The following is a 14,981-nucleotide window of genomic DNA, read 5'->3' on the forward strand; positions in this document are numbered from 1 at the left end:
GTGCGAGACCGCGACATCGTCGATCCGTTCGGCGATCATTCGGGCTCATAGTCCTCGGACAGGAAATCGGTAATCGCGCGGAACGCCTGCATTCGATTCTTTTCAAGGAGGGCCATGTGCGTGGCCTCGCCGATCTCGATCCATCGGCGATAGGGCGCAGATCGCAGTTCGCGGAAGTATTGCAGGGATAGTTCGATCGGGACATCGATGTCCCATTCGCCGTGAAGCAGCAGAACCGGCACAGTGATCGCGGAGGGCTCATAGTACGGCTTTCCGGCCCGCCAGTACTTCCGAATATCCTCGATCGGGCCGTTGGTCGCACGCAGCCGATCGCGCGCCCGATCTTCGCTCCACGGATCTTCGGCAAGCGTCGCTCGCGCCCACTGCTCGAACCAGCCAGCAGGAATGAGTGAGTCCGCGTGGTGCTTCGGGGCTGTTCCCAACCACCGCGGCAGAGTCTCGAAGACAGGGACCAGCCTGTAGCACACCAGTTCGCCACCGGTATCGAGCGGGATGGGCTTGTCGCTCAGCCACTGCGGCGCGAGAAGTGACAACTTGCGCACTTTTGAGGGATTTGCCACCGCATAGGCGCCAGCCACGGTCCCGCCCCACGACATCGCGAATACGTTGACCCGCTCCAATCCACGGTGCTTCAAAACGAAATTCACGGCGCTCGAAAAGTCCGATACGCCGACGTCAGTACCGACCGAAGGCGGATTCAGGCGCGGATCTTCTTCCAGCGTCTTGGGGCGAGTAGACAGACCATAACCTCGCACATCGACCGCGAAGACGTCGTAACCTTTGGCGGCGAGATAATCCATGAACGAGAAGCCGCCGAGGCGCACGTCGTAGAGGCTGCCGGACGAATAGGTGGCCCCATGGACCATGACTATCGTCCGCTCCGCGGAGAAGCTTGTCATGGTCCGCGGATGCTTGTTGCGAAGATATAGAGAAATGCCGGCCGTGTTGCTCTCGATGCGATGCTCTTCGAAGACGATTTGTTCGATGTCGGGACGTTCGGAGGATTTCATGCCGATGTTCCTTCAAGCGTAGCGCCAGGTAAAGCCGCCGGCGTCCGATGTAACGAAGCCAGCAGACGAACCGGGAAAGTGAGTGGAGAGATAAAGCGCACGGGTGGCTGCGGCGCGGCTGAGTATCTTTTGGCGCGACTTCCGAGCTTCGTCGGCGAACTCGCAATAGACCGTGTTTTGTTCGGGTCGGGCGACCTGAAGAACGGTGTGCATGACGTCGCCAGCGAAGATGGCGCTCGCGCCACCAGAATCGAGAGCAATGGACATATGTCCGATGCTATGTCCCGGGGTCGGGATAAATTCAAAAACGTCGAGATATTTTCCGCCTTCGGGACCTATGAAGTCCGCTAGACCCGCCTCGACCACGGGCAAGACACTATCCTCGTACACACCGAGGCTCGGAAGATTTGCTTCATTGTGGCTGGCCGGACTGGAATAGTAGTCGCGCTCGGCCATTGGAAACACGTACCGCGCGTTCGGGAACGTTGGAACCCATTTCCCGTTCGAGAGACGCGTATTCCATCCAGAATGATCGACGTGAAGATGCGTATTGAAGACAAAATCGACAGCCTCCGGAGAGACCCCGGCCTGCCTCAGTTGTTCGAGGTAAGGAAGATTTTGGCGATGAAATAGCGGATTCGTCGGTCGCTCTTTATCGTTTCCGCTCGCCGTATCTATCAGGATGAGATGGCGCGGCGTTTTCACCACCCACGTATGCACGCTCAAGATCAGCGCATCTCGGGGAGGCTCAACATCGCTGGCTGCGAGCGTCGCTTGCGCTATCGCGAACTCTTCCGAGGTCAAGCCAGGGTAGAGAAAAGAGGGCGGAACCGTACGCAGCAACTGCTCTTCGACCTTGGTCACGGACACATCGCCGATTTCGAAAGCTGGCCCAAGATTTGCCATTGAAGACCTTCCATACGCTGTGACGGCTCGCGTTGGGCCGCTGCACAAGTCGTAGGGGATGACCGGGCCGCGCAACAAACGCATCCCGTGCGTATGTCCCATCAATGACATCGATTGGCGAAGGAGCCGCTTAGAGCATGATCCGGAAAAGTGGAGACCGCTTTTCCCTCGCGACAACGCGAAGCGTTTGCGCGGAGATCATGCTCAAACAAACAGATGAGATCATGATCCGACTAATCGGATCATGATCTAGGATGCCTAATACCTAGGCAGAGATTGGCGTTGGTGGCCCATTGGTGATACGCCGTCCCGAAATTCCTCGAGAACGAGAAGATTCGTGGACGGCGTTGCCAAAAATGATGCGGGATCGAGTACCCGCACGCTGATTTTTGCTCTCCTGGCCCTGGCTTGCGGCCATATGCTATCGACCCTGCTGCGGACGATCCCGGCCATCAGCCTCGACCTGATGGCCGCCGATTTCGCGACGCCGCCGCAGACGCTCGCGAGCCTGACCTCGATCTACCATCTCGCGTTTGCCGCATCGCAGGTTCCAGTCGGCGCCGCGATGGACCGCTTCGGCGTTCGCCCGGTCTCGCTGAGTCTGCTCGTTGGAACCATCTTCGGGGCGACGGCATCCGCGTTTGCAACCGGGCCGGCAAGCTTCCTCATGGGCCAGCTCGTGCTGGGCATAGCAACATCGGGTATGCTGATGTGCCCGATGACGCTGGCCGCGAAACAGCTTTCGCCGACGCAGTTTGGTCTGTGGTCGGGCGCGATCCTGTCGATCGGCAACATCGGCATGCTGTTGTCGTCGAGCCCATTGGCCCTCGTGGTCGATCGTCTTGGCTGGCGGGCCGGGTTTTGGATATCGGCGATTGGCGGGGTCGCGGTGGCGATCGCGGTATTGGTGCTGGTGCCGAAACAGCCGGCCCAACACAAGGACGATTCGTCGCCGCTTTCCCAGATGATGGAGGTCTTGCGCCTTGGCCTGTCTCGCCCGCTCCGCGGCCTGGTCGCCTTGTCACTGGTCTCGCTGGCAGCGTCGCTGGTGCTGAGGGGATTGTGGGGCGGGCCGTGGCTGATGGACATCAAGGGCCTCACGCGCATTGAAGCCGGCAACCAACTCGGCCTGTTCACGCTGGCGCTCATCATAGGCCCGGTCTGCATCGGCATGGTCGACCGCAGGTTCGGTCACCGGCGCACTGTCGTCGCGGCCACGCATTTCGTATCGGCGCTGCTGCTTCTCCTGATGGCCTTGGGAGCTCCGGGTTACCCGGTATCTAGTCTGTTCGGCGTCGCCGTCATGCCGCCGCAATATGATCTCGTCCTGTTCGTCCTGATCGGCTTTGCCGTCTCGGCGCAGCCGCTGCTCTATGGCATGACAAGGCAGCTCGTTGACGCCCAGAGCGCCGGAAAGGCGCTTTCGGCGATCAATCTCTCTTTCTTCCTTGGCGCGGCGCTGATGCAGTCCGTAACCGGCGCGGTGGCGGCGCTCGATGGATTACCGGCCGTGATGATCTTCATGGCCGCCGCCCTGCTGGCCGGCACGGCGGTGTTTTTGATCTATACGTCGCCGGGGCCGGAGATAAAATAGTGGCATGTCCGGCAAGATCGATCCCATCACCCGGTCCGTCGTCCAGCATCGGCTGAGTTCCATTGTGAGGGAAATGGGCGAAGCCATGCTTCGCACTTCCTATTCGCAGATCCTCAATTCCAGCCGCGATTTTTCGCTGGCGATCTGCGACACAAGCGGGCGGCTGATCGCGCAGGCCGATCACATCCCGGTTCATGTCGGCGCGTTGCCCTGGGCGACGCTGGCGGTGGAAGAGCGCTTCAAGGACATCGCGCCAGGCGACGTCATCCTGCTCAACGATCCCTATGACGGCGGCAGCCATCTGCCCGATCTCACCGCCTTCGTACCGGTCTTCGACGGCGGCAAGCGCCTGCTCTGGACGATTGTCCGCGCCCATCAGAGCGACATCGGCGGCGCCACCCATGGCGCCTACAACCCCGATGCCACCGAGATATTTCAGGAGGGATTGCGCATCCCTCCGATCAAGCTCTGCGAAGCCGGCAAGCTGCGCGAGGACCTGCTAGATCTGTTGGCCCTCAACATCCGCAACCCCAGGGAATTCCGCGGCGACCTTGCCGCGATGCTGGGCGCCGCCCATCTCGGCGAGCGCCGCGTCGCAAGACTGTTCGGCGAATTCGGCGCGCCCGTGGTGGAGGCCGCAATCGAAGCGATCCTCGATGCCACCGAGCAGCAGACCCGCGCAGTCGTCTCCACCTGGAAGGACGGCGTCTTCCATGGCGAAGCGTTCCTCGACGATGACGGCCATGGCCGCAGCGACATCCGCATCGCGGCCAAGGTGACGAAAAATGGCAGCGACGTCGAAGTCGACCTGTCCGATTCCGATCCGCAGTCGACGAGCTTCGTCAATTCCTCGCATGCCAATATGCAGGCTGCAGTGGCGATGGCCTTTGCCTATCTGATCGATGCCGACATCCCGAAGAACACCGGTGCGCTTCGCCCGCTGAAGGTGATTGCGAAACAGGGCACCATCGTTTGGGCCGATCCGGGCCGGCCGGTGACGCTGTGCACCAGCCATCCCTCCAACGAGATCGTCGAGGCGATCATCAAGGCGCTATCGGCCTCCTGTCCGGAGCGCGCGATGGCCGGCTGGGGTCGCCGCTTCCGGATCGCAATCCAGGGCGAGGATCCTCGCACCGGACGCAACTTCATCTGGCACATGTTTCAGGCCCGCCCCGGTGGCGGCGCCTCATCAGGCGGCGACGGCTGGTCGTCGATCGGTGAGTGGCACACCGTCGGCGGGCTCAAGTTCGGGAGCATCGAGGTCGCCGAGGTGCGCTTTCCCCTGCATTTCCGCCATCACGAATTCCGCCCGGGTTCGGCCGGCGACGGCCAGTTTCGCGGTGGCCTCGGCGTTTCCTTGGACATGGTGCTGGAAACCGAAAAGCCCGCAAAGGGCAACACCGCCGGAGAAGGCGTGCGTCACGGTCCTTGTGGAATGCTCGGCGGCGAGGACGGCAAGCCGCATCTCTATCGCCTGCTGTCCGAAGGACACGAGCCGCGTGTGCTCAAGACCAAGGAGGTCGGTATCGAGCTTCGTCCCGGCGATTGCCTGGAAATCCGCTCTTCGGGTGGCGGCGGCTGGGGACCGCCGGCAAAGCGATCGGCCGAGGCGCGCCGGCGCGACATCGAGCAGGGCCTGGTCGACGTCCCCGCGGAGCAGCGTAGCTGATGTTCACGATCGGAGTTGACGTCGGCGGCACCTACACCGACCTGGTCGCTACGGATCAAGCGGGACGGACGGTGTTCGCGAAGTCGCCTTCCACGCCATCGGATCAATCGATCGGCGTGATGGCCGGACTGGAAGAGCTGGCGCGCCGCCTGAACGTCACGCGTGCGGACATGCTGGCGAATGCCGACCGCCTGGTTCACGGCACGACGGTTGCAACCAACGCACTCTTGGAGCGTAAGGGCGCGAAGGTCGCGCTGCTCACCACGGAAGGTCACCGCGATGTCGTCGAGATGCGCGAAGGCTTGAAGCCCGATCGTTACGATTTGCGCACGCCGCCGCCGGAGCCGCTGGTGCCGCGCGAGCGCCGCCTCGGCGTGCGCGAGCGGCTGAAGGCGGATGGCAGCGCGTCGATCCCGCTCGATGCCGGATCGCTTGGCAGCGCGATAGAAGCGGTGAAGAGCTCAGGCGCGACTTCGGTCGCGGTCTGCTTCCTGCATTCCTATCTTGACCCCGCGCACGAACTCGCGGCCATCGAGCGGCTTGCGAACGAACTGCCCGGGATCGATATCTCGCGTTCGAGCGACGTGCTGCCGCAGATCAAGGAATATGAGCGCGTCTCGACCACGATCGTGAACGCCTATGTCGAGCCGATCGTGCGGCGCTATCTGACCAATCTCGAGCAGCGCCTCACCGAAGCCGGCTTCAGGGGCACGCTGTTCGTGGTGCTGTCGCATGGCGGCATGGCGCCGGTCGAGGAAGCCTCGCGGCTTGCCGCGGGCACCGTGCTGTCGGGGCCAGCCGGCGGCATTTCCGGCAGCCGTCGCTGCGCGGATCTCCTCGGAATTCCAGATCTCGTGCCGTTCGACATGGGCGGCACCAGCACCGATATCTCGCTGATCTCGGGCGCGCAGGCATCGCTCTCGGCCGACGGCATGCTGGCCGGCCAGCGCATCGCACTGCGCAGCCTCGACATCGCGAGCATCGCGGCGGGCGGCGGCTCGATCGCCAGCGTCGATGGCAGCCGCACCTTGCGGGTAGGGCCGGAAAGCGCCGGCTCGGTGCCGGGCCCGGCCTGTTACGGCAATGGCGGCACCGCTGCCACCGTCACGGATGCCAACGTCGTGCTCGGCTATCTCGATGCCAGCGCCTTCATGGGCGGCAAGCGTCCGCTGGATCGCAGAGCTTCGGAAGCGGCGATCGACCAGGTGGCGGCGGCGCTCGAACTGCCGCGGCTGGAGGCCGCAGCCGGCATCTACAAGATGATCAACCTGAAGATGGCCGATGGCATCCGCCTGATGACGCTGCGCCGCGGCGTCGACCCCAGAAAATTTGCGCTGCTCAGTTTTGGCGGCGCCGCCGGCCTGCACGCCGCGGAGGTCGCGCGCGAGCTCGAGATCAGGCGTATCGTCGTGCCGACGCTGGCGTCGGTGTTGTCAGCGTGGGGAATGCTGACCAGCGATCTCCGCTACGAAGTCAGCCGCACGCATTATGGCGCGGGTGCGCGGATCTCCGCCGGCGAAGTGCGCGAGCTGTATTCCCAACTCGAAGAGCAGGCCACCGGCCGGCTCCGCTCCTGGTTCAACGGTCCGATCAGCATCGAGCGCTCCGCCGAGATGCGCTATGGCGAGCAGGTGTTCGAGATCGACGTGCCGCTTGGTGATCTCGATCTGGACGCGAATGATGTGGTCGACCAGATCGAGCAGCGCTTTCACCGCCGTCACGAGGAACTCTACACCTACGCCTCACCCGGCCAGGAGATCGTGTTCGTCAACGCCCGCGTCGCGGCGGTGGGCGAGGTGGCACGGCGCGGTGAAGCGGCACGAGCGGCGATCTCGGCCGAGCCCTGCTCGCCCCGGAGCCGACGCCAGGCCTGGTTTGGCGGATGGCGCGAGGTGCCTGTTTATGGGCTCGATGACCTCCGTCCCGGCCAGTCGCTCACCGGTCCCGCGATCATCGAGGCCGAAACCACGACAGTGCTGGTCGACACCGGCGACCGCGTGTCCGTCAACGCCTTGGGATGGCTGGACATCACATTGCGCTGACCGTCGATGATTATCTGATTGTCGCAATGCAACATTTCATTTCTCCGCCCACATTTGCGCGCTATTGTTGTGGGCCGGGGAAATGCAGCCGGTCGCTATTCGGCCAGGTTTGAAGCGATGTTGATGCAACGAAGAAGAGCAAGACTGTCGCTATCCCTTGTCGCCGCGTTGCTTCTTGCATGGGCGCCGTCGCGCGCGGAGCAGGCTTCTGAGGTTGTTGCCGCGGATAGCGAAATCCGCATCGGCAACATCATGCCCTATACCGGCCCGCTGGCGGCTTTTGCGACGATCGGCAGAGCGGAAGCCGCCTATTTCGACATGGTCAACGAGGGCGGCGGCATCAACGGACGGAAGATCAAGTTCATCTCCGTCGACGACAGCTCCAATCCGCGCACCGCGCTGCAGCAGACGCGCGACCTGGTCGAGAAGGAGAATGTGCTGCTGATGTTCGGCTCGTTCGGCACGCCGAGCAATCTCGTGACCCGGCCCTATCTCAACGACAAGAAGGTCCCGCAATTATTCGTTGCCTCCGGTGACCAGGAATGGGCACAGCCGAAGAAATATCCATGGACCATGGGCTGGCAGCCGACCTTCCATGCCGAGGGCCGGATCTATGCGAACTACATCCAGGCCTCCTATCCGGACAGCAAGATCGCCGTGCTCTGGCAAAACGATCAGTTCGGGCGTGATCTGTTCAAAGGATTGCAGGAAGGGCTCGGCGATACGGCAGGCATGATCGTGGCCGACCTCGCCTTCGATGCGTCCGATACCTCGATCGAGGTGCAGATCGAGATATTGAAGGATTCCGGCGCCGACATATTGGTGTTCAACGGCGCGCCGGCGATTGCCGCCCGCGCCATCCGCATTGCCGCCGAACTGGATTGGCATCCGGTATTCATCCTCGACAATGCTTCGGCCTCGATCGCCAGCGCGCTGCGGCCGGCGGGGCTGCAGAATGCGCTCGGCGTGATCTCGACGTCATTCCTGAAGGACGCCGGCGATGCCGCATGGAAGGATGACGCGCCGATCAAGGCATGGTCCGCCTTCATGGACAAATATTACCCTGATGGCGACAAGGAGGATGGTTACGCCATATTCGGCTACGCCGCGGCCGAGACCATGGTCCAGGTGCTGACCCAGTGCGGCGACGACCTGTCGCGCGAGAACATCATGCGCCAGGCGGCGTCGTTGAAGGATTATGTAAATCCCGTCGTGCTGCCGGGGATTGCGATCAATACTGGCCCGACCGACTTCCGACCGATCAAGCAGATGCGCCTGGTGCAGTTCGACGGCAATGTGTGGCAGCCGATCGGCGACGTGATCGAAAGCGCGTTTTTGAATGAGCCCGGGGACAATTGATTTCTGATGAGCGACGCCACACACTCGCCATCGTCCCGGCCTTGAGCCGGGACCCATAACCACAGGCAGTTGTTGTGGCGCGAGCGAGCGGTTGCAGCGGAGCGCACTACAAACACGTGTGGTTATGGGTCCTGGTCAAGCCCGGGACGACGCGTGGATAGACCGTTACTTCTTCGCCTGCCCATAATTCAACAGCCCGCCCTTGCTCTTCGGCGGGTGCGCCCGCAGGCCTTCCTCGTTCGGCTCGGTGCCCCAGCCCGGCCGGTCCGGAATCACGAGGTGGCCGTCGACGATGTCAGGGACATGCGTGAACAGTTCATGATCCCACGCGAGCCGGTCGATATCGGTTTCCATGATCCGCAAATTCGGTACCGCCGCGGAGAAGTGCGCATTCATCATGGTGCAGAGATGGCCGTAGAAATTATGCGGGGCGACGTTGACCTCGAAATGTTCGGCGGCGTTGGCGATCTTCATCGATTGCCAGACGCCATTCCATGGCGTGTCGATGATCGCGACGTCCATCGCCTGTTCGGTGAAATAGGGCAGGAATTCGCGCAGGCCGAGCAGCGTCTCGCAGGAAGAGATCGGATGCGGGCTCTGGCGGCGGATGTAGCCGAGCGCCTGCGGGTTGAAGGTGTCGATCTCGACCCAGAACATGTCCATCTTCTTGATCGCGCGCAGGATCTTCAGATAGCCCTCGGTCTTGGCGTTGAAGTTAAGGTCGAGCAGGAGATCGACATCGGGCCCGGCGCCGTCGCGGATTGCTTCGAGATGCATGCAGAGATTGCGCAGCACGGTGCGGTCGACATTGATCTCGGGCTCGAATGGTGAGCCGAAGCCGGGCCGCCAGCCGTGCGGCTTGCCGTCGGTATAGAGGAAGATGTTGGTCTTCAGCGCGGTGAAGCGCTTCTCGCGCACCTCACGGCCGATCGCCTTCACCCCGTCGAGATCGGTGATGGCGGGCTTGTACCAGTCGGGATGGTTGATGCGCCAGGTGGCGCAATGCGACCAGTAGACCCGGATGCGGTCGCGGATCTTGCCGCCGAGCAATTCATAGCAGGGCACGCCAAGCGCCTTTGCCTTGACGTCGAGCAGCGCATTCTCGATCGCGCCGAGCGCCAGCGCCACCACGCCGCCGGCGGCCGGCCGGGTCGCGGCGAACAATTCCGCATAGATGCGCTCATGCTGCAGCGCGTTCTTGCCGATGATCCGCGCCGACAGCCGCTCGATCGCGGCGGTGACGCCGGGCGCGCCAAAGCCTTCGTCGAACTCGCTCCAGCCGACGATGCCGTCCTCGGTGGTTACCTTGACGAAATGGTAATTCCGCCAGCCGGCATCGCAGGCGAGCGTTTTGATGCTTCGGATGTTGGACGACTTGCCCATGGTTTCCTGCCCGACGCTGTTGTTTCGTTGGGTCGATAACAACAATGGAACGACCGGCGCGTCAATCGCACCAGCGGCAATCCAGATCGGCAGGTCGCGACTAGCTCTTTGGTGGAAACAGGGTCGGCCGACGCCGCTCGAAGGTCTGGCGTCCGCTCTTGAAGCCCATGAGCACGTCTGGCAATTCCGCGATCGCGCCGCGGCCGCTGTCGGTATCGAGCACGATGATGTCAGCTGGATTGCCGACCGCGACGCCGTAATCCCGCAAATTCATCAGGCGGGCAGGGAGGTCCGTCACCAGATCGAGGCAGGCGTCGAATTCGTTGACGGCGGCATGGGCGATGTTGGCGTAGAAATTCGCCATCCGCAGCAACGAAGCATCACCGAACGGGGTGAACGGATTCTGCACATTGTTGGTTGCGACCGAGCAGAGCACGCCGTCGGCGACGAGCTTGTGTGCTAGCGTGAGGCCGCGCGGCGCATTATGCGTCGCGTCGCGCCCCAGCAGATAGAGGTCCGTTGCAGGCAGCACGGTCACCGCGACGCCGGCCTTTGCCAGCCGCTCGGTCGCTCCCTTCAGCCGCTCCGGTGGCAGCGCCGATAGTTTGGTCGCATGGCCGATGGTGACGCGTCCCTGATAATTCCTGCGTTCGGTCTGGCGGCAGACTTCTTCCATATTCCACCAGGACGGATCGAGGTCGAAGTCGAGATGCAGGTCGATGTCGACGTCGAACTCATGCGCAAGATCGAAGATCTTTTCGATATGCGCGTTCGGATCGGTGTCCACATAGGGGCAGCCGCCGATCGCCTCGCCGCCGTCGCGCAGCGCCGCGATCAGCAGTTCCTCCGCGCCGGGATCGTTGGTCAGTCCTTCCTGCGGAAACACGCACGGGGAAATATCGATCGCCCAGGCATAATCGCGCTTCAGCGCCTTGATCGCATCGAAGCCGCGCAGGCCGATGCGCGGATCGATTTCCACATGCGTGCGCATCCGCGTCGTGCCAAAGGTGGTCGCGCGCTCGATCACGCGCGCGCCGCGGGCATAGATGTCCTCGACCGTGAAGTCGCGCTTCATCGCCGCCACCGCCCGGATCGCCTCGCTTACGCCGCCATGGTCATGGGCGCAGCGGCCGAGCAGGCAGGCCTTGTCGAGATGAATGTGGGTGTCGACAAAGCCTGCCAGCACCAGTCTGCCGGCGACGTCGATTTCCACCGTCGCACAGGCAAGGCGCGGTTCGATCGCCGCGATCCGGCCGCCGGCGATGCCGATATCGATCGGCGTGCTTGCACTTCGCGTGCGCGCATTGCGGAAGATAAGATCGAAAGCGGTTCGCATCGTCACTAGCGTCCGCGCACAGCCTTCGGCAGTTTTACGACGCGGCCACCCTCCGCCGCTTCGGCATAGGGCGCGAGAATATCGAGCAAGTCGCGCCCGCGCTGCGGAACGGGAGAAACCAGTGCGCGGCCTGCCACTGAGTCCAGATGGCTGTGCATCAGGCTCATCACCTTCTCCTCGTCGCCCTTGATCAGCGCTGCAATGATCGCGCGATGCTCGTTGATGGCGCATTCGGAGGAATGCGGGCGGCTGAATAGCGACAGCGTCAGGCAGCAGCGATAGGCGATCTCGCTGACATAGCGGATCAGGATCGGGCTGTTCGTCATGTGCGCGAGCAGGATGTGGAATTCGGTCGCAAGGCGGATCGAGACAGGATCCGAGCCGCCGCGGGCGCGATCCTCGGCATCGACATGCGCATTCAGTTCCTCGATCTGCACCTTCGTGAGCTTGCCGGCGAGCTGGCGTACCACGAGGCGCTCGAGCTGAATGCGGACGTCGAAGGCGTCGCGCGCATCCTGCCAGCTCGGCGTCGCCACCACGGCGATGCGATTGCGCCGTAGTTCGACCAGCCCTTCGGCCGCGAGCTGCCCAAGCGCGTGGCGCGCGATGGTGCGGCTGACGCCGAACCGCTCACCGAGCGAATCCTCAGGCAGTTTGGCGCCCGGCTCCAGCGCCTGCTCGATGATGGCGCGACGGAGCGCACGGCAGATCACGCTGACCTTGTCGGACGATTCAGCAGTCTTGCTGGCCGCGCGCGGCGCCATCGATTGGTCCCGTAAATGCTTGCGGCGGCATTCTTAGCATAGGCGCTCAACAAGTGTGCGCACGAATTGCATGCACTTTGATGCGCCGATTGCCTAATTTGAATCCGGCTATGCGGGTCCTGATCTCCCTGGTCGCCTTGATTCGCGGAAAAATCGCGCTGGCATCCGGCTTGCATGCACTTTTCGCTGTGATGCGCATGCAAGCAAATTCCGAGTTCTCGGGCGCGCCGGTTCCCTCCGGCAATGCGCCGATTGCCATTGAACTATCTGATGCCTCGGTGACGTTCGGCCGCGGCGCCCGCGCAGTGCCGGCGCTATCGACGACGACGCTGCGGATCAGTGAGGGCGAGTTCGTCGCGCTGGTCGGTCCGTCCGGCTGCGGCAAATCGACGATCCTGCGATTGGTCAGCGGCCTGGTGCAGCCGACCACCGGCGTCGTCATTGTCGGAGGGCGCGAGGTGGCGGCGCGCGCGATGCGGGTCGGCATGGCCTTCCAGAACCCGACCATGCTGCCGTGGATGACGATCGAGCGGAACATCATGCTGCCGCTGAAGATCGTGGAGCCGTTCCGCTCGCAGTTCCGAAAATTGCGCAAGACCGAATTCCGCGACAAGGCCAACGCGCTGTTGGAGCAGGTCGGCCTCAAAGGCTTCGGCGGTCGTTTTCCCTGGCAGCTCTCCGGCGGCATGCTCCAGCGCGCCAATCTCTGCCGCGCACTGATCCATGAACCGCGGCTGTTGCTGCTTGATGAGCCGTTCGGCGCGCTCGACCAGTTCACGCGCGAGGAATTGTGGTCGATCCTGCAAGGGCTCTGGATGACGCATAAGCCGACTGTGCTGCTTGTGACGCACGATCTGCGCGAGGCCGGCTTTCTCGCCAGCCGCATCTGCGTGATGAGCGCGCGGCCCGGCCGCATCCTCGACGACAGCCATGTAAGCTTTGCTCGGCCGCGCACCGTCGCGATGACCTTCGAGTCCGATTTTGTTGCGCTGAACCAGAAGCTGCGCGCGATGATCGTCGACGCGCGCAGTGCGACGCAGGAAGGAGCGGCCTGAGATGTCAGGGCTCGATATCAGGCAGAAGGCGTGGTCAGCAGCGCTGATCGTGCTGTTCTTTATCGCCTGGGAACTGTTCTGCGTGATGACCGGCATGTCAGACCTCGTGCTGCCGCGTCCGTCGCAGGTCTTTGTGACGCTGTTCGAGCGTTTTCCGGTGCTGTGGCCGCACATCATCCAGACGCTGGCGACCACGATGTTCGGCTTCGTGCTCGGCGTTGCGCTCGGTGTCGCGCTCGGCGCCTTCATTGGCGTTTCCAAGACGGCTTATGACACAGCCTATCCGCTATTGATCGGCTTCTCCTCGATCCCGAAGGTCGCGGTGGTGCCGATCTTCGTGCTGTGGTTCGGCTCCGGCACGGTGCCGGCGGTGCTCACCGCGCTGTCGATCTGCTTCTTTCCGATCGTCGTCAATATCGCGACCGGGCTTGCCACCACCGAGCCAGAACTCGAGGACGTGCTTAAGGCGCTGGGCGCCAGCAAGTTTGACATCCTCTGGAACGTCGGTCTGCCCCGCACGATGCCCTTCTTCTTTGCATCGCTGAAAGTCGCGATCTCCTACGCCTTTGTCGGCGCGGTGCTGTCGGAAACCGTTGCCTCCAACCGCGGCATCGGCAATGTGATGATGACCGCGTCATCGAATTTCAACGTGCCGCTGGTGTTCGCCGGGCTGTTCGTGCTCGCCGGCCTCGGCGTCGCGCTCTACGTCGTGTTCTCGCTGATCGAAGGCCAGGTCACCGGCTGGGCCACGCGCAAGAACGACGTGATTGCCACCTGAGAAAGAGTTTTATCAACCACCGTTCATGAGGTCGTCATGCTGAAGAAAGTGAGCGCCGCGCTGTTGGGATTGGCCCTGTTCACGGGGACCGCGGCGGCCGAGGAAACCACGATCAAGTTCACGCTCGGATGGAAGACGCAAGGGTCGGATGCCGCCTTCTTCTACGCCAAGGATCATGGCTTCTTCAAAGAGGAAGGCCTCAACGTCGTCATCGACCAGGGCGAAGGCTCGGGCGCGACCGTGACGCGCATCATGTCGGGCGCCTATGACGCCGGCTTCGGCGACGTCAACGCCATCATCCAGAACGCCGCGACCAAGCCGCAGGACGCGCCTGTCATGGTCTACATGATCTGGAACCAGCCGCCGTTCGCGATCGTCGCGAAGAATTCGAGCGGCATCAAGACCATCAAGGATTTCGAAGGCCACACGCTCGGCGGCGCGCAGGGCACGCCGACCACGCGGCTGCTGCCGGTATTCGTGCACAAGAACGGGCTCGATGGCGAGAAGATCAAGATCTCCAACATGGCGCCGAACCTTCAGGAGCCGATGCTGATCAAGGGCGACATCGACGCCGCGCTCGTCTTCAACATCACCAGCTATTTCAACCTGGTGCTGAATCGCCAGGATCCCGACAAGGACTTCAAATGGTTCTCGTTCGGCGATTATGGAATGGATCTCTATTCCAACGGCGTGATGGTCTCGCGCAAACTGCTCGCGTCCAATCCGAAAGCCGTCGCCGGCCTCGTCCGCGCCATTAACAAGGGGCTGATCGCGGTTGCGAAGGACCAGAACGCCGGCATGAAGGCCGCGGTGAATTTTGACAATCTGATCAATGTCGATGTCGAGAAGCGCCGCCTGCAATATTCCTTCGACAAGCTGATCGTCTCACCGGAGATGAAGGAGATCGGCGTCGGCGACATCAGGGATGACCGCATGGCCCGCGCCATCGACATCATCGTCGAAGGCTACCAGCTCACCCGCACGCCGGCGCCGTCGGAAATCTTCAGCCGCGAGTTGCTGCCGCCGCGCGCCGAGCGGGAGTTGGTCTACATCACGAACTGAGC

12 protein-coding genes are annotated in these 14,981 nt (G+C 62.6%); 7 read left to right on the forward strand and 5 right to left on the reverse strand.

Features of this window, described 5'->3' with window-relative positions; all coding sequences use genetic code 11:
- Positions 1–35: 35 nt before the first annotated feature.
- Together J6497_RS06120 and J6497_RS06125 are read right to left on the reverse strand one after the other, a co-directional pair.
- Positions 36–1,031, reverse strand: a complete 996-nt coding sequence (locus tag J6497_RS06120; protein WP_225703346.1) for an alpha/beta hydrolase — start codon at positions 1,029–1,031, stop codon at positions 36–38.
- A 12-nt stretch (positions 1,032–1,043) separates the two neighbouring features.
- The gene (locus J6497_RS06125; RefSeq protein ID WP_225703347.1) at positions 1,044–1,895 is read right to left on the reverse strand and encodes an MBL fold metallo-hydrolase; all 852 of its coding nucleotides are present in this window, start codon (positions 1,893–1,895) and stop codon (positions 1,044–1,046) included.
- 379 nt (positions 1,896–2,274) lie between these two features.
- On the opposite strand from J6497_RS06125, the gene J6497_RS06130 reads away from it, so the two are divergent.
- The 4 genes from J6497_RS06130 to J6497_RS06145 all read left to right on the forward strand — a co-directional run bounded on the left by J6497_RS06130 (position 2,275) and on the right by J6497_RS06145 (position 8,601).
- On the forward strand, positions 2,275–3,531 hold the full coding sequence (locus J6497_RS06130; protein WP_225703348.1) for an MFS transporter: 1,257 nt from the start codon (positions 2,275–2,277) through the stop codon (positions 3,529–3,531).
- 4 nt (positions 3,532–3,535) lie between these two features.
- Complete coding sequence (locus tag J6497_RS06135; RefSeq protein ID WP_225703349.1) at positions 3,536–5,200, forward strand: hydantoinase B/oxoprolinase family protein; 1,665 nt, start codon at positions 3,536–3,538, stop codon at positions 5,198–5,200.
- Positions 5,200–7,242, forward strand: coding sequence for a hydantoinase/oxoprolinase family protein (locus J6497_RS06140; RefSeq protein WP_225703350.1), 2,043 nt, complete (start codon positions 5,200–5,202; stop codon positions 7,240–7,242). The genes J6497_RS06135 and J6497_RS06140 overlap by 1 nt, the downstream gene beginning before the upstream one ends.
- 123 nt (positions 7,243–7,365) lie before the next feature.
- Complete coding sequence (locus J6497_RS06145; protein ID WP_225703351.1) at positions 7,366–8,601, forward strand: ABC transporter substrate-binding protein; 1,236 nt, start codon at positions 7,366–7,368, stop codon at positions 8,599–8,601.
- A 165-nt stretch (positions 8,602–8,766) separates the two neighbouring features.
- Here J6497_RS06145 and J6497_RS06150 read toward each other — a convergent pair whose 3' ends face one another.
- From J6497_RS06150 to J6497_RS06160, 3 genes are all read right to left on the reverse strand, one after another.
- Positions 8,767–9,984, reverse strand: coding sequence for a mandelate racemase/muconate lactonizing enzyme family protein (locus J6497_RS06150; RefSeq protein ID WP_225703352.1), 1,218 nt, complete (start codon positions 9,982–9,984; stop codon positions 8,767–8,769).
- Positions 9,985–10,084: 100 nt separating this feature from the next.
- Complete coding sequence (locus J6497_RS06155; RefSeq protein ID WP_225703353.1) at positions 10,085–11,326, reverse strand: amidohydrolase family protein; 1,242 nt, start codon at positions 11,324–11,326, stop codon at positions 10,085–10,087.
- The gene (locus J6497_RS06160) at positions 11,326–12,084 is read right to left on the reverse strand and encodes a GntR family transcriptional regulator (RefSeq protein WP_225703354.1); all 759 of its coding nucleotides are present in this window, start codon (positions 12,082–12,084) and stop codon (positions 11,326–11,328) included. The genes J6497_RS06155 and J6497_RS06160 overlap by 1 nt, the downstream gene beginning before the upstream one ends.
- A gap of 197 nt (positions 12,085–12,281) precedes the next feature.
- Between J6497_RS06160 and J6497_RS06165 the strand changes: the two genes are divergently transcribed.
- Genes J6497_RS06165 through J6497_RS06175 form a run of 3 tightly spaced genes read left to right on the forward strand, consistent with a single transcriptional unit; the run spans position 12,282 to position 14,979 of the window.
- Entirely contained in the window at positions 12,282–13,139 is an 858-nt protein-coding gene (locus J6497_RS06165) for an ABC transporter ATP-binding protein (protein WP_225703355.1), read from the forward strand.
- 1 nt (position 13,140) lies between these two features.
- The gene (locus J6497_RS06170) at positions 13,141–13,917 is read left to right on the forward strand and encodes an ABC transporter permease (protein ID WP_225703356.1); all 777 of its coding nucleotides are present in this window, start codon (positions 13,141–13,143) and stop codon (positions 13,915–13,917) included.
- Positions 13,918–13,953: 36 nt separating this feature from the next.
- A complete protein-coding gene (locus tag J6497_RS06175; RefSeq protein ID WP_225703357.1) occupies positions 13,954–14,979 on the forward strand; it encodes an ABC transporter substrate-binding protein in 1,026 nt (341 codons plus the stop codon).
- Positions 14,980–14,981 lie beyond the last annotated feature (2 nt).

The organism is Bradyrhizobium cenepequi, assembly GCF_020329485.1.
In the GTDB taxonomy this organism is placed as follows: domain Bacteria; phylum Pseudomonadota; class Alphaproteobacteria; order Rhizobiales; family Xanthobacteraceae; genus Bradyrhizobium; species Bradyrhizobium cenepequi.

Bases quoted from the DNA above. Each gene is read 5' to 3' on its own strand.
- J6497_RS06120 (WP_225703346.1), bottom strand. From the start codon at position 1,031: ATGAAATCCTCCGAACGTCCCGACATCGAACAAATCGTCTTCGAAGAG.
- J6497_RS06135 (WP_225703349.1), top strand. From the start codon at position 3,536: ATGTCCGGCAAGATCGATCCCATCACCCGGTCCGTCGTCCAGCATCGG.
- J6497_RS06140 (WP_225703350.1), top strand. From the start codon at position 5,200: ATGTTCACGATCGGAGTTGACGTCGGCGGCACCTACACCGACCTGGTC.
- J6497_RS06145 (WP_225703351.1), top strand. From the start codon at position 7,366: ATGCAACGAAGAAGAGCAAGACTGTCGCTATCCCTTGTCGCCGCGTTG.
- J6497_RS06150 (WP_225703352.1), bottom strand. From the start codon at position 9,984: ATGGGCAAGTCGTCCAACATCCGAAGCATCAAAACGCTCGCCTGCGAT.
- J6497_RS06160 (WP_225703354.1), bottom strand. From the start codon at position 12,084: ATGGCGCCGCGCGCGGCCAGCAAGACTGCTGAATCGTCCGACAAGGTC.
- J6497_RS06165 (WP_225703355.1), top strand. From the start codon at position 12,282: ATGCAAGCAAATTCCGAGTTCTCGGGCGCGCCGGTTCCCTCCGGCAAT.
- J6497_RS06170 (WP_225703356.1), top strand. From the start codon at position 13,141: ATGTCAGGGCTCGATATCAGGCAGAAGGCGTGGTCAGCAGCGCTGATC.
- J6497_RS06175 (WP_225703357.1), top strand. From the start codon at position 13,954: ATGCTGAAGAAAGTGAGCGCCGCGCTGTTGGGATTGGCCCTGTTCACG.